Here is an 18,897-nt window from a genome sequence, read left to right as displayed (position 1 = left end):
TCCTTCTTTCTATTTAAGTCCTTTTTCATTGTTCAAAACGGTATAGTAAATATCTTCGTATTTTGAAATAATGATCTCTTGACTAAAATGTTCTTTTGCTCTGATTAAGGATTTCTTTGCCATCTGCTCATGAAGTTCATCATTCGTTAAAATCTCTATGGCTCTGGCAGCAATTGTATCAACATCACCAACGTTACAGATAAATCCGGTTTCACCATCTGCAATTACCTCTGGAATACCTCCAGCATTTGTCCCAATAACCGGAACCTGACAAGCCATTGCCTCTAGTAAAACTAAGCCAAAACTCTCTTTTTCCGAAAGAAGCATCATTAAATCACTGATCGATAAAAAATCTGCGACATGCTTTTGGTTTCCTAAAAATAAAACTTTATCTTGTATCCCTAGTTGTTTTACGAGTTGGCAAACCTTAGAATATTCTGGACCATCCCCAAGGAGCAATAATTTCGCATCGACGTGCTCTATGATCTTTGCAAAGCTTCGAACAACGTCAGGAACCCGTTTAACAGAACGGAAATTAGAGACGTGAATAATTACTTTTTCATGATCGGCAATTTTGTATTCTTTTCGTAAACAACCACATTCTTTTTTGTAGTAAACGCGCTGATCGATAAAATTATACACAGGCTCAATGGGACTGGTTGTATGTAAAAGTTGCTCTGTTTGTTCGATTAGGTCAACTGAAACAGCTGTGACAGCATCTGATTTTTCAATTCCAAAGCGAATAATTTCACTAAGTGAATGGTCATTTCCTAAAACGGTAATATCAGTTCCGTGTAGTGTTGTGACAATTTTAAGATTTCCCCCAACCATTTCTTTTGCTAAAAAAGCACAAATGGCATGAGGAATTGCATAATGAACATGAAGGATATCTAACTGTTCTCTTTGAGCCACAGCAGCCATTTTATTAGCTAAAGCTATGTCATATGGTGGATACTGAAACACTGAGTAATGATTAACCTCTACTTCATGATAAAAAATATTTGAATACACTTTATCTAAACGAAATGGTACGCCTGAAGTAATAAAATGAATTTGATGACCTTTTTCTGCTAAAAGTTTTCCTAGTTCAGTAGCAATGATTCCTGAGCCACCAACAGTAGGATAACAAGTAATTCCTATTTTAAGTTTCATTTCTTCTCCCTCAATAACTGCTGAATAAGAAGCGGTTGCTCAGATATAAAACCCTCTCCATATTCAACACCTACTTCTTTTCCAAATAAACTTTCCCTCGCTAAAACCGATGCAAGATACCCATTCGTCAAAGGTGTATCAATACTACCCGGTTGTTTACTAAATTGGCTTTCATAAGCATTTAGGCTTTCAATTTTGATGTTTATTTCAGCTGAAATATCGATAATAAATGATGGCTTATGGAAACCATTAATCATGTAATAATAGAAAGAATCTACTTTATGTGCAGGCAAGTTTAGTTCATCTTGATATTTTTTAATTCCTGCTGAGAAAATTGCTTCTTTTACAAGACTCGCACAATTGCCATGATCAGGGTGGCGATCCTCGTAATAAGGGGCAAATACCACTTGTGGTCGAAGTTTCCGAATGACAGAGACGACTTTTTTTACATTTTCATCAGTCATAGCAATCCCACGATCTGCAATGTCAAGTTGTATTCTAGTTTTTACTCCTAACACGCTTTGGGCTTTCCATGCTTCTTTTTGTCTAAGCTCCACGTTACCATTTGAGGATAATTCAGCCTTTGTTAAATCACAAATCGCCACTTCCTGGCCTTGGCGACAATATTGAGCAATTGTGCCCCCCATTCCAATTTCAACATCATCAGAATGGGCACCAAAAGCTAATAGCTGGACATTTTGTTCAGTAATCATGGGTTGACAATTTTTCTCCATTCAAAGTCTCCTCTAGCAAGGCCTTTCACTAAAATTTCGCCTGTCGCCATGTTTGTAGCAAGTGGGATACCGTAAACATCACATAAGCGAATTAAGGCAGTGATATCTGGCTCGTGTGCTTGAGCGGCTAGTGGATCTCTAAAAAATAGTACCAAGTCCATTTCATTTTTTGCTACTAAAGCACCGATTTGTTGATCCCCACCTAGAGGACCCGATTGAAATCTTTCAATTTGTAAGGAAGTGGCCTCCATAACTCTTGTTCCGGTTGTCCCTGTGCTATATATTTTATGTTCCTTCAATATTGACTCATAGGCAATAGCGAATTGAACCATATCAGGTTTCTTTTTATCGTGGGCAATTAAAGCTATCTTCATTATGGAATCTTCCCCTTTATTCAATAATATTTTCTAACCCGTACACTAACAAATCAAGCTTCATTACAGTTTCAACCGCTAGGCGAATTCCTGGCATAAAGGAGCTACGATCAATGGAGTCATGTCTTATTGTCAATGTTTGTCCTACGCCTCCAAATATCACTTCTTGATGAGCTACAAGTCCAGGTAAGCGAACACTGTGAATTCGCATTCCTTGGAACTCTGCGCCTTTAGCACCTACTAGTTCTTCTTTTTCTTCTGGATTCCCTTGCTGTTTTGGTTCTCGAACTTCAGAAATCATTTGTGCCGTTTTTACCGCAGTTCCTGATGGTGCATCGAGTTTTTTATCATGATGCATTTCAATGATTTCAACATCAGGTAAGTACCTTGCTGCCATTTGTGAAAATTTCATCATTAGAATTGCCCCGATTGCAAAGTTTGGAGCAATAATAGCGCCCAACTCTTTTTCTTCTGTAATTTTCGATAATTCTTCGACATCCTGATCAGTGAAACCGGTTGTTCCTACTACTGGCCTTACTCCATGCTCAAAGGCAATTTCCATATGTTTTCTTCCAACCTTTGGGTTGGTTAAGTCTACTAACACGTCTACCTCTTGTTCTGATAGAGCTTTATGTAAATCAATATACATAGGTACGTCTACATTAGGCATTCCCTCTATTTGAGAAAGCAATTTCCCCTCATCTTTCGTATCAATTGCGGCAACTAGTTGAAAATGAGGCGTAGATGTAACCATACGGACAGCTTCCTGTCCCATTTTCCCTCTTGCACCAGTGATTGCAACTTTAATAATTGGTTGTGTCATAATTACTAACCCCTTTACTCTTCTATTTTCGTCCAACGATCTTTGTCACGCGTTCTAAACTTCTCCATGACAAGATCAAAGGATTCTTCTAAATCAATGTTTAAAGAATTTGCAAAACAAACTAAAACAAAAAATAAATCACCTAACTCTTGTTCCATTGATTTGTCATCTTCTGAAGATTTTTTAGGCTTTTCTCCGTAATAATGATTTACTTCACGGGCTAACTCACCTAACTCCTCCGTCATCCTTGCAAGCATTGCCAAAGGACTAAAATACCCTTCCTTATATTGACTTATATAGAGATCAACTTCGTTTTGGATATCTTTTAGATTTTTCTCGTTCACAAAATCACCTCATTTTGCTTCTAGTTTACATGTTAGCTAAATCTGCATGATTTGACAAATATTTATTTTTAAAGTTTAGAGTGTAAAGCTATTTATTAGTTTTGAGTTTTAAGTTATTCAAGTAAAGCTTCGAAGCAAAACCCTACATAACTCTAAACTTTACACTCTAAACTATTAACTATTATAGCCCTGTTTTATTTATTGTAAAAACTTAGCTATAATAGGAATCATAACTTTAGTGTAAAGGAATTTGTTGCTATGAATACACCAATAAAACTAAAAAACGTTCTTTTTATTATGTTAGGCGCGGCAATTATGTCATTTGGACTTGTTTATTTCAATATGGAAAACAATCTAGCTGACGGTGGCTTTACTGGGATAACCTTAATACTGTTTTTTATCTTTAATTTCGATCCAGCCTATACGAACTTACTATTGAATATTCCACTATTCTTTATTGGATGGAAGGTACTTGGGAGAAATTCATTTATCTATACTCTCATTGGAACGTTTAGCCTCTCCTTATTCTTATTTATTTTTCAACGGTTTCGGTTTCTAGAAATTCTTCTCCATGATGACATGACACTTGTTGCTTTATTCGCTGGCGTATTTATTGGAGTTGGTCTTGGGATTGTATTTCGTTTTGGTGGAACTACTGGAGGAGTTGACATTATCGCCCGTCTCGGCTTCAAATATTATGGTTGGAGCATGGGTAAAACGATGTTTATGTTTGACGCTGCAGTTATCATTTCTTCTTTAATTCTCTATTTAGATTATCGTGAAGCTATGTATACGTTAGTCGCTGTATTCATTAGCGCGAAGGTGATTGATTTTATGCTTCAAGGTGCTTACTCTGGGAAAGCTGCGTTCATTATTTCAGATAAGTCTAGGGAAATTTCTTCAGTTATTCTCCAGCAAATGGATCGCGGTGTTACCATTTTAAAAGGAACGGGTAGCTTTTCCGGCTTAGAAAAAGAAATTTTGTACTGTGTTGTCAGTAGGAATGAAATCATCCGTTTAAAAACTATTATCGAAAAGATAGACCCACACGCCTTCGTTACAGTAAATGACGTTCAAGATGTTATCGGTGAAGGCTTTACGTTAGATGAATATAAGCGGCCAATTGAGCACTGAGTACAAGTTTTGAGTTTTGAGTTTTGAGTTTTGAGTTTTGAGTTTTGAGTTTTGAGTTTTGAGTTTTGAATTGAAAACCGTTTGTGAAAATTTCACAAACGGTTTTCATAATTCAGCATAAATAATTTATAATTATTAATTTATAATTATTAATTATCATCATTCATAAAAAAAAATGGACCACAAAAAATGTGACCCATCAATAACTTTATTAATCATCACTACGCATTCCAACATACATTAGTACAAAACGTAAAAGTTCCATGACTGCAACTAGTGCTGCTGCTACGTATGTTAAGGCCGCAGCATCCAAGACCTTCTTAGTTTCTCGCTCTTCATTGTTACGAATTACACCAACTGAAACAATTTGTTCCATTGCTCGACTAGAAGCATTAAATTCAACTGGTAAAGTCACTAACTGGAATAACACGGCACCAGCCATAAAAATAATCCCTAATAGGAGTAAACCAGACATTTGCATTAATATACCAGCTAAAATAATAAAGATCGCACTGTTTGACCCAAAATTAGCTACTGGAACTAACGCATGACGGAAACGCAAAAATGCATATTCTTCAGCGTCTTGCATCGCATGACCAACTTCGTGAGCGGCAACAGCAGCACCTGCAACTGAATGGCCATAATAGTTTTCTTCTGATAAGCGAACTGCTTTTGCCCGTGGGTCATAATGATCCGTCAGTTTTCCTTGAATTGGTTCTACTGTGACATTATAAAGTCCGTTATCATCCAATATCTTTCGTGCTACCTGTGCTCCTGTCATTCCTGAAGAAGCCGGTACTTTAGAATACTTCTTGTACGCACTTTTTACCTTCATCTGTGCCCATAGTGGGATTAGGATAAGTAAGGCAAAATAAATTAAGAAACCCATTGATGTCTAAACCTCCGTAATTTTTTTTGAGTAGAATGATTATCTTCTCAGTAGTTATTAACATCAATTTTAGTCAAAGTTTTCATTCCTGTCAATTGAATGAATGTTCGTTCCACTTCAACTAGATTGTGCTGCCCTCGTGACGCACCTTTGATTGGTATCATTGTTTCATCTTCACTTTATTCTTTTCACCTCTATACTTCTTATAACCTACATAGGATAATGACAATAAAATCATCCCTCCTGTTGAGATTATTACCCACCATAAAGATGGATCGGCTTGATCTTCCTCAAAGCCTTTATAAAGCCTTGCAAAGTCCTCCTCCATTAATTTCAATTGCTTGGCCTTTTCCTTATCTGTAATAATTGTTGCTCTGTATCTTTCAACATACTTTACGTGTGAATCAATTCTTTGAAATTGATGCGGTAATAGATCTATCATGATTGCTGGACGAATAACCGCGTAACGTTGTAGAAAGCCGTTAAAATGATGTTGAAAAGAGCTATTTTCACCACTAGAAATTGCTTCACGCATCTTTGCAAAGTAATTCATCACTTGAGTCTCTGTATTTTTCCAAAGTGGATGATGATCCGAAACGAGAGCATCAATTACTAAACGAAATTCAGAAACAGCCAAAATTCGCTCTTCGTGGCTAGCATTAGCACTAGTTACCGCCCCCATCGCACGTTCATAGGAAGTTGTAATTAAGCGTAAATGGGTCATAGATAAATCTTGATCCTCATAACGAATAGCTAAGAATTGCTTGGAAAAAAAGTCCATCAATTGTTTTGCATCGCTATATTTTTCTTCCTTAACGAGCTGAAGAACCTTATCAGCCGTGTGATTTAGATTCCGCCACGCATCTTGATCTAAGTCCTTTTCAGCATGAACTTGAGTAGTAAAAACAAGAAAAAATAACCAAATAAAAACGAGCATCTTCTTGTGCATGCCTGTCCCTCCTCTTCTTTCTAATTAAATCCTATGAAGAGTTGGACAAGAGTAGACCTATAAATTAAGCTTAAAACGATTTTTTCTTACAGCAAATAGATAAACTAATACAATTGAAAGGATACTCAACCAAAAAGTAAAATAACCTATCTCTGCAATGTAATCTAGTAATACCCTCGAGACCCAAGGGTGCATCCCAAATACGTAATCAATGATATCATTATGTAAAGTCCAGACTGAGACGACTACAAGGTGCCACGGTTTAATACGGAAATATGGCGCGAAAAGTAATGCCTGTACAGCCATTGCTAGGTGCGAGGCAATTAACATATAGTTTTGCCAGGATAATGTCGCACCAGCCACCCCTGCAGCAATATTCATCACAACTGCCCAAACTCCATATTTAATTAGGGTTACTGCTGCAAACGCCTCCATTAATGGCCAATTTTTCTTCAGTAGAAACGCAGCAAGCACAAACACTAAAAATAGACTAGCAGTTGGGCTATCAGGAACAAATATATAAAATTGAGCTGGTGTTATCGCCAACTGTTCTTTGTACCACCAATATCCATAAATTGTCCCTAATAGATTTGCAACTAGTAAAATAAAAAGAACCCAAGGTTCCCTGAGCATCCGAATAAAATAATTAATCATTGCATATCTCCTAATCATAAGTATGTATTGTTATTATTTTTCCACTCTTGTTGTGAGTGGCATAGCACCTTTTCTATATTTTACCATACCCTTCACTTACAAAAAAAGCTGACAAAAATGTCAGCTTTTTTCAACTTTATTCAGGTGTACCATCAGCAGCTATGTATTCTGCTAAGATTTCAAGTTCTTCATCCGTACCAGTAAATAACCCACCTGACATAATACCCTTACCATTTACAATAATGTCAATGATCTCTTCTTTTGTATAGCCATGTTCAAATACTGATGGAGCAACCCCAGGGTTACCAGCCATATTTTCACCATGACAGTTAATACAAGAACCTTGAGTAAGCCAGATCTGATAGCCTTCATGTTCCATATCGATTTGCTTTTCTTCTACAATTGCACCTTGTTTAGCAGCAGCTTCCCAGTCATGGTTAGCAACTGATTCGTACGTTAACCAAATAATAGAAGCAATTGCAAGCAACATTAAACCTGAAGCAATTGGTCGCTTAATTGGACGACGTTCTGGTCCTCTATCTAAGAATGGCGCAAGTAATAACGCACCAAAAGCAATTCCCGGAATAACTACTGCTCCCAGAACTGTGTAATCCCCTGAAGCAAACTCATATTTCAATAATTGATACAAAAATAAGAAATACCAGTCTGGTAATGGAATATAACTAGCGTCAGTTGGATCCGCCACTCGTTCAAGTGGTGAATAATGACTCACTGTTAACATTAAATAACCAACTAAGAAAACTGCACCAACCATCCATTCTTTAAGTAGAAAGTTTGGCCAGAATGCTTCTGTTTTCCCAGGGTATTCGGAATAATCCTTAGGAATGTTCGGTGTTCTTTCTGCCGGTACACGAGAGTCCCCGACAAATTTCATTCCTTTCCCACGATGCATAGTTTTCCCTCCTTTTCGCCTTATCTTAACGAATGTTTTTTAAAGTGGTCCAGAAATCCCTTGTTTACGGATCATCACAAAGTGAGCTCCAAGTAAACCAAGTAAAGCACCTGGTAAGAAGAATACATGGATCGCAAAGAATCTAGTTAGCGTTTGAGCCCCAATAATTTCTCCACCTGCTAATAATGTCTTCGCAAATCCTCCAATTAGAGGTGCACTTTCAGCAATCTGAAGGCCTACAACTGTTGCAAAGTAAGCTTTCATATCCCAAGGAAGTAAGTAACCTGTAAAACCTAAACCTAACATAACAAAGAAAATAAGTACCCCTACAATCCAGTTTAACTCACGAGGTTTTTTGTACGATCCTGTAAAGAAAACACGTAATGTATGTAAGAACATCATTACAATTACTAAACTAGCACCCCAGTGATGCATTCCACGTACGATAACTCCAAACGTAACTTCATTTTGTAAGTAATAAACAGATTGATAAGCATTAATGATATCTGGTACATAATACATTGTTAAAAACATACCAGATAAGATTTGAATAACTGTAATGAAAAATGTTAAGCCCCCAAAGCAATATACAAATGCTGAAAAGTGATGCGCCGGATTAACATGCTCTGGCACTTCATGATCAGCAATATCACGCCACATAGGCGTAATATCAAGTCGTTCGTCTACCCAATTATAAATCTTATTTAACATTGATTACGCCTCCTTACACTTGTGGTCTTGGTCTTCCTAAATAAACAGTGCCGTCTCGTACTTCTAAGTCATACACAAATAACGGTTGTGTTGGCGGAGTACGGTCAACGTTCTTACCATCCTTCTCAAAAGCACCATAATGACATGGGCAGAAGAAGCGATTTTGATGCTCATCACTTGTATTCCAGTCAACTGTACAGCCTAAATGTGTACAAACTGGCGAAAGTGCAATAATTTTTCCGCCTTCCTCATAAATCCAAGCAGATCTAGAGACTTCTGATTCATACCAAGCATCAACTTGGTCTATTTTAAAGTCAAATCGCTTCGGTTCATTTGAAAGTTGGCTTACTTGGGCTACAGCTACCATGTCCGTTTCTGCGCCTGTTTGTAAAGCTGGATCGAGGGCAAAACGAACCAACGGTAACGTAATACCTGCAGCCATAAATCCTCCAACACCTGTTAACGTATAGTTCAAGAACTGACGTCTTGAAACTTTATGCTCTTTTTCACTCACTTACATTTCCCTCCCAACATTTTATTATAAGTCCCTCCGGACTATTGTAATACTCATTATACTAGGACATAATCATGATACTTTAATAACATTATCACTGTCAATAAAATGATAGAGTTAATTCTCTTCATTTTTCGGTTTTTGCCACTTATTAGTAAGAATTGGTAACATTTGCTTAATTTGGTTAGAAAGTGTTTCCATTTTGTATTTTTGCTCCATATGTTCTAACGGAATCGACGGGATCCAAAGTAATGTATCCATCATATCGCCCTCAATCTGCTTCCACTCAATATCAGATGTTACGTAAATAATATGTTCAAAGCCATTGCTCTTTAAGTGCTCATCTAAGGCATTGACCCTTTGTAAACGCTCATCTAGACCTTCTGTTTTCAAATATGTAAATGATGGGAATTGGAGCACTCTTCCTTTAAATTGTCTCTCTAGCTCATCACTGATTAACGTGATAAATTCACCCATTTGAACAGTACTTTTAATCTCACTTCCCCAGTTAATTGGAACAAGTGAAAGAATCGCCGTGTCCACGTATTCCTTCGCTTGTAAATAAAGATCAATTTCCTTTGCTTGCCACTTCATTGCTTTTAATTCCTCCTCTATGGTTTGACTCCTCTATATTATACCTAATGGGAAAGTTAACCACAAAATTGAAGCATTTCCTCTTTTATAAATCTATTCCTTGTATAATATAAACAAATATAAAAGCCCTTATTCTTTAAGGGCTTTTATATTTGCTAACATGGCACTATATTTAAGAAAACTTTCTTTATCCCCAGTATCCAAAGCTTCATCAATCAACTGAAGAAGTCGCGTTTTTTCAAATTGATATTTCGCTTGGTCAATAATTAAGTCTGCAAATAAACTGAAGATTTTTTCTGTTTCCTTGTCGATTGGGGTAAACGGATTATCTTCTAGAACTGATACGTATTGAGGATTTGTTTTAGCATTTTTAAAATTAAGTTGAATATAGATTTCCTCTTCTTTGTTTAAGCGAATATCATGGAATGATTTTTCCGCATCCATCGTGACGTGTTGTCGTTTGTGGAAGCTAAAAGGGATACAATCGACGTCATTAGCCGAAATGATTAAAGATTTTGGGCAGTATTCAGCATTTTCTACAAAGTGAACTTTTTCCATTAGGTGGTCGTCACTCATTAAGTAATTTAGCAACCAGGCACATTCTCTTCGTTTTAACTGATAATTGTTTAAAAACCACTTTAAAAAATCTTTTTTTTCTAAAACTGAGATCGTGCTACTCATATCATTTCCCCTCCCCTATTAAGAAAAGCGCTAGAGCTGACATTATCTATTAAATCACGATACTTTCTTTTAAAACAAAGCGCTAGAATCTGCTCTTGCACCCCACGTTTAATCTGTTTTCTTCTAAAAATCCTTACTATGTATTTATTCGTTTACAAAGTCAAAATTCCTCTAAAAAACAGATATTTTTTAATATTAACTATTACTTCAGAAATTTCAGACTCGGACCCACGGTAAATCCAGAAATGTTATGAAACTCTACCCTCTTGATGACATCCATGTATTCAAGCATATAAAAAAAACGTTTTGTAATAATATCCTCTTTGTTATCAAAATAGTACTCATTTACAAAAGGGGTGAGGAAGGAGATAAGTGGTTCTTCTTCAAGGGCTTCACCCTCTGTTAGTGAATCCAAAAGAATTTGATATAAGAGTCGCACAGTAGGAAATGGTCGACGATAAAGTTTTTGCCAGTACGTGATAATACTTTTCATCAACTGTGGTAGCCGCATGTCATATAGGTCTTCAACACAAGGCTGTACCGTAAGCACCCCTTCTTTTTCAAGAAGCCAACCATTTTCAAAACAAAAATCATATAACAATGAAAAACGATCCGGATATTGAGAAAAGCGGCGACCATAGCCAAACCGCCATTGTTCATTTGGAAGTGTTTCTTTGTATCTAAAATGATTCATCATTGATTGAAAGTCTTTTTTATAAATAACTCCTGTTTTTGTCAGTGACAATGGCTTCTCTTGCACATAATCAATAAATACAAATAAATCATTGACAATGCTAATCTCAGCATCAAGAGCCGTAGCCGGTAAGACTAAACGATAGTCTTCAATTTTTAAATGTATTGAACGTACTAACTGCTTTTTAATTTGCGAAGGAATCAAATAATTACGATTCACATAACAAAATAAAAATCCATTTGCAGTAAGTTCCTCAATTACCTTTTGAAAAGTAATTGTATCTAGACTGGGTGTTAAACCGTATAACTCTTCTTTGGATAGAAACAGCTTTTGGTCGTAGCATAAGGCTAAAACAATCTTTTGAGCTTCGTTAGTAAGAGAGTCAAATTTCGCAGAAATGTGTTCGGAATTTAGTAGCATCGGATAAAGTACTTCTACCAATTCTCGTTTAGAATTAAGGTTAAAGGCGACTTCTCTCTCTTTTACTAGTTTGATTAATTCATTTCTATCTTGAAAAAGCAGGACATCCATTAAGTTCATACTATTCACCGTACTCTCATCTAGGATTACTATTCTATAGTATGAACTTTTTTTTATTTCTTATTTAATAAATAGGCTCTTTTCGTAAATATTGTGGCTTTTTAGATACCGATTAAAATAATCGTTCCTATTTATATGTTTACAGCCATCGCATGTTAGAAAAGATGCCCCTGAGACCTTGATATATCTCTTGTCATTACTAGCAAATTTAAAAGCAATAATCTCTGGCAAACGCTCTTTTCTAAAAAGTCGTTGCTACTAGCTTTTAGGTCGTAACCAAGCGAATGCTTGGTTCTTCATGCTTGCGTGAAGCTTATTTATTCTCAAAAGACGACCTAAAAGCATCAAAGTTTACGAAAACAGCCAATAAATATCATAATCTTTTTACCCCACATATCACTAAGTAGCTGCTGATTTATTCATAACTGTATGATCAATCATTCTCTAATTCAAACAGTAATTGTTTTAGTTCATCTTTTGAAGGGTCTAATTTAAGTGCCATTTCAAAGATATTGATTGCCTTTTTTAGGAATCCATTTTCTAAAAGGACTTGTCCAAATTCCTCTAAGAAGTCACTGTCATATGAGAGTTGCTCAAAAATTTCTTCATAATTTTCGATAACATTAGGATCATCATCTAGGTTTCGCTTAGCAGTTGCTAGAAACCAATCAAATAGTGGATCTTCTTCGCCTTGCTCCTTTAAAAAATTAATTAATTCTTGAAGGTCTTCAAAACGTTCTTCCTTCTTCAATAAACTAGCGAGCATCTTTGCCCCCTCAAAGTTGCTTGGATTAATCGCTAACACTTTCCTTAAGTAACTTTCACCCTCATCAATATAGCCGTTGTTTAACGAAACTCTCGCTCCTTGAACGTATAGTGCTTCATTAAACTCATCAATCTCAATTCCCTTTTTAAAAATTTGTAAAGCTTCATAGATTTTACCTTCTTCTTCATAGGCTTCTCCTAGGTAGGAATAAACGCTTGAATAGCTCTCGTCCATGTCTATTACTTTTTCAAAATGAGCAATTGCTGTCGTGTATTCACCTATTTGAAACGCTGTGTAACCATAGCCGAAATGAGCATCAATTGGTGAATCATCGCTAATTCCTTTTTCATAAAACGTCAACGCCTCTTCAAAGGCTCCACTCGCGCTGTATGCCTCAGCTAAACGTAAAGCAATATTTGTTCCATCTAACTCTTCCTGGAAAGGTAAAACTCTTTTATAGTAAGGGATTGATTTTAAGTAATCACCTCTAAACAAGTAAAATTCCCCTAAACCAAATAAAACGACTGGCTCATCAGGAACTAACGCTTCTGCACTTAATAGTTTTTGTTCAGCCACTTCATCTAATCCTTGAAGTTGGTACAGATCTGCTAATAGAAGTTGCCCTTGAACAAACACAGGATCACTTTCTTTAATTTCCAAAAGAATTTCAATAGCTTCATCTTCCTCATCTAAGTCTATTAATAGCTCAGCCATAAAAGTATATAGTTCACCCTCATCAGGGTATAGTAGTAAAAGCTCTTCGATGATTGCTTTAGCTAAATCTACTAATCCTAATTCATAGTAAATTTCTGCTACAGAATATTTTGTTTCGTGATCACCAGTTGCATTTACCTGTTGCAACAAGGCAAGCGCCTCTTCCATCTTCCCCTCTTCAATAAACTGCAACGATTTTTTTAGTCCTATATTCATGTTCCCGCTCCTATCCGTTCATTCATTTTATTTTATGGATCTTTTCGTAAGCATTGTGTGCTTTTTCCTAGGAAAAAGTGTGTTTACTTTTTTTCCCTGCTTAGCCCCTACAAAAGGTCCGACCTCGCAAGCTTGGGTTGCCTCATCTAAGATATAACATCCTATCTTTTAAAAACGCTCTTTTCTAAAAGATTGTTGCTATTAGCTTTTAGGTCGTAACCAAGCGAATGCTTGGTTACGACCTAAAAGCAACAAAGTTTACGAAAACAGCCTTTAAAAAAGAAAAGCCACCGCTAATTTGGTGGGCATTAAAGGAGTACTATAATTATAGACATTTCTATTAATAATAATCAATAGATATAGCATCGGACTGAAACGCATTGCTAATTGGATTAAACCTCCGTGGAATATTTACAATTAGCTCCTTTCCACATCCTGGCTGCATTATAACGTTGGACCCTGCCTTTTTTACTATTCCATTCGCGATAACAACGTCGGGATAGAGTTCCCCAAGATCACTTTCATTATCAACTAAACCTTTACTAGAGAACAGTAAATAGTCTGCATCAGTTCCTACTTGTAAAGAACCCTTCATCGGATACAGGCCAATATTAAATAAAAACTGTTTTGGTAATGGTGTATGTTCTGAAGGAGAGTCTTGTTGTGTCAAAATCTTATTCTTGGTTAATACGTCATCCCAATCAGATTTTAATTTACGGAGCTTCCATGCAGGAGCAGAAATATTCCAGATAGGAACAATCATGATTTGGTAAGGAAAAAGCTCATTACGAATCCATTGCCATTGGATCGTGTGAATGTCTTCTGGGGCATTAATCTCAGTAAACAAGATTGGAACTTTGTATTTACAGCATTTTCTTACGAGCGTGGGAGTTAGCTTCTTAAGAGGTATTTTCACTCCTAGTAAATAGTCAATACTACTGTTTATTAATGCGTGCTTAGCTCTCTTTAACTCTCTATCGATTTGATCCTCTACCTGGACATCACATGCTGTAATTAACGTTGTGCAACCAATGGTTTGTAAGTGTTTCATACCATCTTTAAAACCTTGAAAATCATCAATCGTAAGAATACCGAAATCAATCATGATATAACCAGGTGTTAACACAAACTGGTTTGTGTTAACTCGGAAGTGACGATATTTGGAAAGGTGCTTTGAACTATAAATAACTTTCGAACCTTCAATAATATACGAATTTTTATGTTCTACACCGTAGAGGTTTGTTAGCGTATTCTCAATTATATAACTCATTTTGCCCTCCTTCACATCATAAAAGCGCCAAACCCGTATGGACGCTTTCTTTTTTAAAACTTTCTTATAGACAAGCTATGTGAGGAAGGAACATCATATACCTAAATTTTCTTATCCTATATAATTCAATCACAACAAAAAAAAGCTCCTGCCCGTGAAGGCAGGAAAATTGGTTGGAGTGGAGAATTGAAGTTATACCGCAACATTAAGCACTAAGTATAACTAACTAAAAATCGTTAAAATGGGAACTGAATACTTTCATTATAGTCTTGAAATTATGAGCTGTCAATAAATATTCTGAAAATTTTTTATATTAAATTAATTCCTCTAAATGTTGAAAAAAGTTCGGATAAGATACATCGACAGCTTCAATTTCATCTATTTCTACTGGTTGATTAGCCACTAGGCCGGCAATAGCCATAGACATTCCAATTCTGTGGTCCCCAAAACTTGCTACTTTCCCACCCGACAATAGCGTAGGTCCGTGGATAATCATCCCATCCTCGGTTGCTTCAATGTTTGCACCCAATAATTTCAACTGATTTACCACAGTATCAATTCTGTTTGTTTCTTTGACTTTTAGCTCTTGGGCATCTTTAATAATAGTCGTCCCATTTGCTTGTGTAGCTAAAATAGCGATAACTGGAATTTCGTCGATTAGGCGTGGAATGATCTCGCCACCAATTTCAATACCGTTTAGTTTTGATGTCCTAATGGTTAAATCAGCCATTCTTTCTTCGTTAATGATCTTTTCATTCGTTATTTCAAGTTCAGCACCCATTTGAAGTAGTACATCAATAATTCCAGTTCGTGTTGTATTTACACCAACATTCATTAATTTGATTTCACTATTAGGGATAATCGCACCAGCTACTAAAAAGAAAGCTGCTGAAGAAATATCTCCAGGCACAACAACATGTTGTCCTTGCAACGCTTGTCCACCACGAACCGAAACAGAAAGTTCGTTTTCTTCTAACTCGACTCCAAACGCCTTCAACATTCGCTCCGTATGATCACGAGATTTATGTGGTTCCGTTACAGTTGTCACCCCTTCACTTTGCAAACCAGCAAGTAGGATGGCAGACTTTACTTGAGCACTTGCGACAGGTGACATGTAGTTAATCGCTTTGGTTTGTCCCCCCCGTATGGCCAGTGGAGTAAAATCCCCTTCATTGCGACCATCTATTTGAGCTCCCATTTGTTTTAGGGGTGCTGTGACTCTGGCCATTGGCCTTTTGGCAATTGAAGCATCTCCAATTACAATAGAGTGAAAAGGTCGTGTGGCTAAAATCCCTAACATTAAGCGAGTTGTCGTTCCGGAATTCCCTACATCTAATATTTCAGAAGACTCTCGTAGTCCTTCCCAACCTTTTCCATGAACAGTCACACTTTCTTCTTCCTGCTCGATTTTAACACCAAGTTTTTGAAAACAGGAAATCGTACTTAAACAATCTTCACCCGGCAAGAATCCTTCTACCGTTGTTGTCCCATTTGCAATTGCACCAAACATAACAGCCCGATGTGAAATCGATTTATCACCAGGAACTTTAATTGTTCCTTTTAATTGTTGAACACGTTCGACAACTTTTTTTGTCATGATTGACCACCTCTCTATATTTCGAATAATCGATACCATCTATCATTCATTTTCAACTATGTATTTGTGCTGAAAATCATTTTTTATACTATGCTTTACGTTCATACAATAGATTGTCGTTTAATGGAGAAGCTTTAAGAACTTATGTAGCCCTCGTATAAATGCTCCTGTAAACAAGATAATGCACGATCCCGGTCTTGGTCAGATCTAAAGCTCAGTCGGAGCACACCCATAATATCCTCACGAGTTTCTAAAATCCGAATGTTCGTAATACTAATTTCTTGTCTAGCTAATATTCCTGTTACATCAGAGATAACCCCAGGGTGATCAGGAACATCTACATACAAATCATAAAAAGATGGAATTGCTCCTTTTTGTTTTACTGGTAGTTCGTCTCTAAACGTTTTGGCCGCTTGAAAATACTCAAAGATCTGCCCTGCTTCAGCATTATCTATTAATTGCTTCACATAATCCATTTCCTCTTGCCAACGAGTTAAGAGCTTTAACAAGGTCTCTTTGTTATGAATTAGGATGTCTCGCCACATAATTGGACTAGCGGAGGCAATTCTTGTAATATCACGAAAACCTCCTGCAGCTAGATTTGAGAGCTCAGGTTGCTCTTCCTCCATTTTCGCTACTTGGTGTACTAAGCTAGCTGCAATAATATGAGGAAAATGACTAATAACACCTGCAAGTTCGTCATGTTGTTTTGGAGACATTTCTATAAATTTTGCTTTGGTTCCTTTCAGCCAATTTTGAAGCTGAATAATTTTGTTCATATTTGTTTGTGGTGAAGGAGTCAAAATGTAAAAGGCATTTTCAAAGAGATGAGCCCTAGCAGCGTCAACCCCTGTTTTATGGGAGCCAGCCATTGGATGACCACCAATAAATGCCACTTTTTTGTCATTAAAAGCTCTTGCCTTTTCAACGATTTTTTCTTTTGTACTTCCTACATCTGTAATAATCGCTGATGGTTTCAACTCACAGTTTACCAATATGTCAATAAGTTCTTCTGTTTTTGTAACAGGAGTTGCTAATATAATTAAGTCAGCATTGGTAGCTCCTTCGTTTATATCTTCTACATATTCATCAATAACTCCTAAGGATTTTGCCATTTTCAGTTGATCTTCTTTTATATCATAACCGAATACTAGGGCATTGGAATGTTCTTTTTTTATTGCTAAGGCGATTGAACCACCTATCAATCCTAATCCAATGACAAACACTTTCCTAATCAATGTTTCTTCTCCCCCATTTCAATCTATAAATGATAGAGTGTAGAGTTAGTTAAGAATCGGAAACACCAATTCCTTACACCCCACACTCTACACAATTAACTATTTAAAAAATTTTTCAGTTCTTCAATGATAGCATCATTTTGCCTTGCATTCCCAACTGTTATTCTAAGTGATGTAGGAAATCCTAATGCTTCACCTGAGCGAACAATAAAACCTCTAGCTAACAAATAATTAAAACTATCATTTCCTGGTTTCTTTAAATCAATTAAGATAAAATTTCCTTGCGAAGGATAGTAGTCTAACTTATATTCATTGCAAAACGAATAAAACTGTTCAAGCCCTTCACGATTTTGAGACTTACAAGAACTAATAAATTGCTGATCCCCTAAAGCAGCACTTGCAGCAACCTGTGCAAGTAAAGAAGTATTAAACGGTTCTCGTGCCGGTTCTATTTTCTCAATGAATTGTGGATTTCCAACTCCATAACCTATTCGTAACGAAGCCAAACCGTAAGCTTTAGAGAACGTCCTTAAAACCATTAAGTTTTCGTACTCTTTTAGTAAAGGGATCGTTTCCGGGTAGTCTTCAGCCACGACATACTCATAGTAAGCTTCGTCACTCACAACTAGGACATCTTTAGGGACCCTCGCAATGAATTCTTTAAACTTTTCGGCAGATACATATGTACCAGAAGGATTATTAGGGTTACAAACCCAAACGATACGGGTATTCTCGTCAATTTGTGCGAGCATCCCCTCTAAATCATGAACTCCATTAATCAAAGTAACTTCGCGAACTTCTGCACCTTCAATTACTGCATTATGTTTATACTGGGGAAAAGAAGGAACAGCGCATACCGTATTTGTTTCAGGACTTAATAATGCCCGACATAGAATTTGAATAATCTCATCAGAGCCATTTCCAAATATAAGCTGGTCTTCCTTTACTTTCAAGACATTGGCAACATCAGTGCGAATCGTAGCTGCATAACCGTCTGGATAGATCGCTAAATTATCTAATGCTTCGCTAATTGCTTGTTTTGCAAATTTCGAACATCCAAAAGGATTTTCATTTGAAGCAAGTTTAATGACTTCTGCTAATCCAAACTGTTTTTTTACTTCTTCAATCGGCTTTCCAGGTTTATAAGGAGGGAGCCCGATAAGTTGCTGTTTCACTTTCATCTTTTACACCTCAATTCACGAAATTTGATCCTACTTTTCCATCGAGCTTTCTTGTCTAGCTCCCCTGACTAGCCTCTCGGGCAAATAACCTGCCGGAGAAAAAAGGGAAAGTTCACACTTTTTCACCGTCAGAACATTTGCTATTCGGGGCTTTCAAGTCAGGTGAGCTTTTCTTGTCTAGCTCCCCTGACTAGCCCCTCAGGACAAATAACCTG

At 36.7% G+C, this 18,897-nt stretch carries 20 protein-coding genes; 1 reads left to right on the top strand and 19 read right to left on the bottom strand.

Annotated elements, in window-relative coordinates; genetic code table 11:
• Positions 1 to 9: 9 nt before the first annotated feature.
• The 5 genes from bshA to H1D32_RS15355 are packed head-to-tail and all read right to left on the bottom strand — an operon-like array spanning position 10 to position 3,427.
• Positions 10 to 1,152 carry an N-acetyl-alpha-D-glucosaminyl L-malate synthase BshA gene (bshA, locus tag H1D32_RS15375; protein ID WP_261179158.1) on the bottom strand — a complete coding sequence of 381 codons (1,143 nt, stop codon included), beginning with the start codon at positions 1,150 to 1,152 and terminating at the stop codon, positions 10 to 12.
• Positions 1,149 to 1,886 (bottom strand): bacillithiol biosynthesis deacetylase BshB1, encoded by a 738-nt coding sequence (gene bshB1 / locus H1D32_RS15370; RefSeq protein ID WP_396126210.1) that lies wholly within the window; start codon positions 1,884 to 1,886, stop codon positions 1,149 to 1,151. Before bshB1 ends, bshA begins: the two co-directional genes overlap by 4 nt.
• Entirely contained in the window at positions 1,862 to 2,260 is a 399-nt protein-coding gene (gene mgsA, locus H1D32_RS15365) for a methylglyoxal synthase (RefSeq protein WP_261179157.1), read from the bottom strand. The genes bshB1 and mgsA overlap by 25 nt, the downstream gene beginning before the upstream one ends.
• A 16-nt stretch (positions 2,261 to 2,276) precedes the next feature.
• On the bottom strand, positions 2,277 to 3,083 hold the full coding sequence (gene dapB, locus H1D32_RS15360) for a 4-hydroxy-tetrahydrodipicolinate reductase (protein ID WP_261179156.1): 807 nt from the start codon (positions 3,081 to 3,083) through the stop codon (positions 2,277 to 2,279).
• A 14-nt stretch (positions 3,084 to 3,097) separates the two neighbouring features.
• Complete coding sequence (locus tag H1D32_RS15355) at positions 3,098 to 3,427, bottom strand: nucleotide pyrophosphohydrolase (protein WP_261179155.1); 330 nt, start codon at positions 3,425 to 3,427, stop codon at positions 3,098 to 3,100.
• Positions 3,428 to 3,685: 258 nt separating this feature from the next.
• Between H1D32_RS15355 and H1D32_RS15350 the strand changes: the two genes are divergently transcribed.
• Positions 3,686 to 4,561: a YitT family protein gene (locus tag H1D32_RS15350; protein WP_261179154.1), complete on the top strand. Its 876-nt coding sequence runs from the start codon at positions 3,686 to 3,688 to the stop codon at positions 4,559 to 4,561.
• A gap of 211 nt (positions 4,562 to 4,772) precedes the next feature.
• Here the strand turns inward: H1D32_RS15350 and H1D32_RS15345 are convergent, their stop codons facing one another.
• The 14 genes from H1D32_RS15345 to hisC form a co-directional block, all read right to left on the bottom strand.
• Positions 4,773 to 5,450 carry a zinc metallopeptidase gene (locus tag H1D32_RS15345; RefSeq protein WP_261179153.1) on the bottom strand — a complete coding sequence of 226 codons (678 nt, stop codon included), beginning with the start codon at positions 5,448 to 5,450 and terminating at the stop codon, positions 4,773 to 4,775.
• 160 nt (positions 5,451 to 5,610) lie between these two features.
• Positions 5,611 to 6,399 (bottom strand): sporulation protein YpjB, encoded by a 789-nt coding sequence (ypjB, locus tag H1D32_RS15340; protein WP_261179151.1) that lies wholly within the window; start codon positions 6,397 to 6,399, stop codon positions 5,611 to 5,613.
• Positions 6,400 to 6,456: 57 nt separating this feature from the next.
• Positions 6,457 to 7,053: a lipoprotein heptaprenylglyceryl N-acetyltransferase LhaT gene (lhaT, locus tag H1D32_RS15335; protein WP_261179150.1), complete on the bottom strand. Its 597-nt coding sequence runs from the start codon at positions 7,051 to 7,053 to the stop codon at positions 6,457 to 6,459.
• A gap of 136 nt (positions 7,054 to 7,189) precedes the next feature.
• Positions 7,190 to 7,966 carry a menaquinol-cytochrome c reductase cytochrome b/c subunit gene (locus H1D32_RS15330; RefSeq protein WP_261179149.1) on the bottom strand — a complete coding sequence of 259 codons (777 nt, stop codon included), beginning with the start codon at positions 7,964 to 7,966 and terminating at the stop codon, positions 7,190 to 7,192.
• Between the two features lie 39 nt (positions 7,967 to 8,005).
• Positions 8,006 to 8,677, bottom strand: coding sequence for a menaquinol-cytochrome c reductase cytochrome b subunit (qcrB, locus tag H1D32_RS15325; RefSeq protein WP_261179148.1), 672 nt, complete (start codon positions 8,675 to 8,677; stop codon positions 8,006 to 8,008).
• Between the two features lie 13 nt (positions 8,678 to 8,690).
• Complete coding sequence (locus H1D32_RS15320) at positions 8,691 to 9,191, bottom strand: ubiquinol-cytochrome c reductase iron-sulfur subunit (protein WP_261179147.1); 501 nt, start codon at positions 9,189 to 9,191, stop codon at positions 8,691 to 8,693.
• Between the two features lie 117 nt (positions 9,192 to 9,308).
• The gene (locus H1D32_RS15315) at positions 9,309 to 9,785 is read right to left on the bottom strand and encodes a YpiF family protein (protein ID WP_261179146.1); all 477 of its coding nucleotides are present in this window, start codon (positions 9,783 to 9,785) and stop codon (positions 9,309 to 9,311) included.
• A gap of 129 nt (positions 9,786 to 9,914) precedes the next feature.
• Positions 9,915 to 10,466: a ReoY family proteolytic degradation factor gene (locus tag H1D32_RS15310; protein WP_261179145.1), complete on the bottom strand. Its 552-nt coding sequence runs from the start codon at positions 10,464 to 10,466 to the stop codon at positions 9,915 to 9,917.
• Between the two features lie 202 nt (positions 10,467 to 10,668).
• A complete protein-coding gene (locus H1D32_RS15305; protein WP_261179144.1) occupies positions 10,669 to 11,709 on the bottom strand; it encodes a hypothetical protein in 1,041 nt (346 codons plus the stop codon).
• A 424-nt stretch (positions 11,710 to 12,133) separates the two neighbouring features.
• Positions 12,134 to 13,396: a tetratricopeptide repeat protein gene (locus H1D32_RS15300; protein ID WP_261179143.1), complete on the bottom strand. Its 1,263-nt coding sequence runs from the start codon at positions 13,394 to 13,396 to the stop codon at positions 12,134 to 12,136.
• A gap of 340 nt (positions 13,397 to 13,736) precedes the next feature.
• Positions 13,737 to 14,666, bottom strand: coding sequence for a hypothetical protein (locus H1D32_RS15295; RefSeq protein WP_261179141.1), 930 nt, complete (start codon positions 14,664 to 14,666; stop codon positions 13,737 to 13,739).
• A gap of 313 nt (positions 14,667 to 14,979) precedes the next feature.
• Positions 14,980 to 16,263, bottom strand: a complete 1,284-nt coding sequence (gene aroA / locus H1D32_RS15290; protein WP_261179140.1) for a 3-phosphoshikimate 1-carboxyvinyltransferase — start codon at positions 16,261 to 16,263, stop codon at positions 14,980 to 14,982.
• 134 nt (positions 16,264 to 16,397) lie between these two features.
• Complete coding sequence (locus tag H1D32_RS15285) at positions 16,398 to 17,501, bottom strand: prephenate dehydrogenase (protein WP_261179139.1); 1,104 nt, start codon at positions 17,499 to 17,501, stop codon at positions 16,398 to 16,400.
• Between the two features lie 95 nt (positions 17,502 to 17,596).
• Positions 17,597 to 18,682, bottom strand: coding sequence for a histidinol-phosphate transaminase (hisC, locus tag H1D32_RS15280; RefSeq protein WP_261179138.1), 1,086 nt, complete (start codon positions 18,680 to 18,682; stop codon positions 17,597 to 17,599).
• Positions 18,683 to 18,897 lie beyond the last annotated feature (215 nt).

The organism is Anaerobacillus sp. CMMVII, from assembly GCF_025377685.1.
In the GTDB taxonomy this organism is placed as follows: domain Bacteria; phylum Bacillota; class Bacilli; order Bacillales; family Anaerobacillaceae; genus Anaerobacillus.
The sequence above is the reverse complement of the archived record's forward strand: the minus strand, read 5'-3'. Positions and strand labels throughout refer to the sequence as shown.

Excerpts from the sequence above, each read along its gene's own strand:
- H1D32_RS15330 (WP_261179149.1), bottom strand. The coding sequence starts at position 7,966 with ATGCATCGTGGGAAAGGAATGAAATTTGTCGGGGACTCTCGTGTACCG.
- H1D32_RS15300 (WP_261179143.1), bottom strand. The coding sequence starts at position 13,396 with ATGAATATAGGACTAAAAAAATCGTTGCAGTTTATTGAAGAGGGGAAG.
- lhaT (WP_261179150.1), bottom strand. The coding sequence starts at position 7,053 with ATGATTAATTATTTTATTCGGATGCTCAGGGAACCTTGGGTTCTTTTT.
- H1D32_RS15310 (WP_261179145.1), bottom strand. The coding sequence starts at position 10,466 with ATGAGTAGCACGATCTCAGTTTTAGAAAAAAAAGATTTTTTAAAGTGG.
- qcrB (WP_261179148.1), bottom strand. The coding sequence starts at position 8,677 with ATGTTAAATAAGATTTATAATTGGGTAGACGAACGACTTGATATTACG.
- bshB1 (WP_396126210.1), bottom strand. The coding sequence starts at position 1,886 with ATGGAGAAAAATTGTCAACCCATGATTACTGAACAAAATGTCCAGCTA.
- H1D32_RS15350 (WP_261179154.1), top strand. The coding sequence starts at position 3,686 with ATGAATACACCAATAAAACTAAAAAACGTTCTTTTTATTATGTTAGGC.
- bshA (WP_261179158.1), bottom strand. The coding sequence starts at position 1,152 with ATGAAACTTAAAATAGGAATTACTTGTTATCCTACTGTTGGTGGCTCA.
- dapB (WP_261179156.1), bottom strand. The coding sequence starts at position 3,083 with ATGACACAACCAATTATTAAAGTTGCAATCACTGGTGCAAGAGGGAAA.
- hisC (WP_261179138.1), bottom strand. The coding sequence starts at position 18,682 with ATGAAAGTGAAACAGCAACTTATCGGGCTCCCTCCTTATAAACCTGGA.
- ypjB (WP_261179151.1), bottom strand. The coding sequence starts at position 6,399 with ATGCACAAGAAGATGCTCGTTTTTATTTGGTTATTTTTTCTTGTTTTT.
- mgsA (WP_261179157.1), bottom strand. The coding sequence starts at position 2,260 with ATGAAGATAGCTTTAATTGCCCACGATAAAAAGAAACCTGATATGGTT.
- H1D32_RS15345 (WP_261179153.1), bottom strand. The coding sequence starts at position 5,450 with ATGGGTTTCTTAATTTATTTTGCCTTACTTATCCTAATCCCACTATGG.
- H1D32_RS15295 (WP_261179141.1), bottom strand. The coding sequence starts at position 14,666 with ATGAGTTATATAATTGAGAATACGCTAACAAACCTCTACGGTGTAGAA.
- aroA (WP_261179140.1), bottom strand. The coding sequence starts at position 16,263 with ATGACAAAAAAAGTTGTCGAACGTGTTCAACAATTAAAAGGAACAATT.
- H1D32_RS15315 (WP_261179146.1), bottom strand. The coding sequence starts at position 9,785 with ATGAAGTGGCAAGCAAAGGAAATTGATCTTTATTTACAAGCGAAGGAA.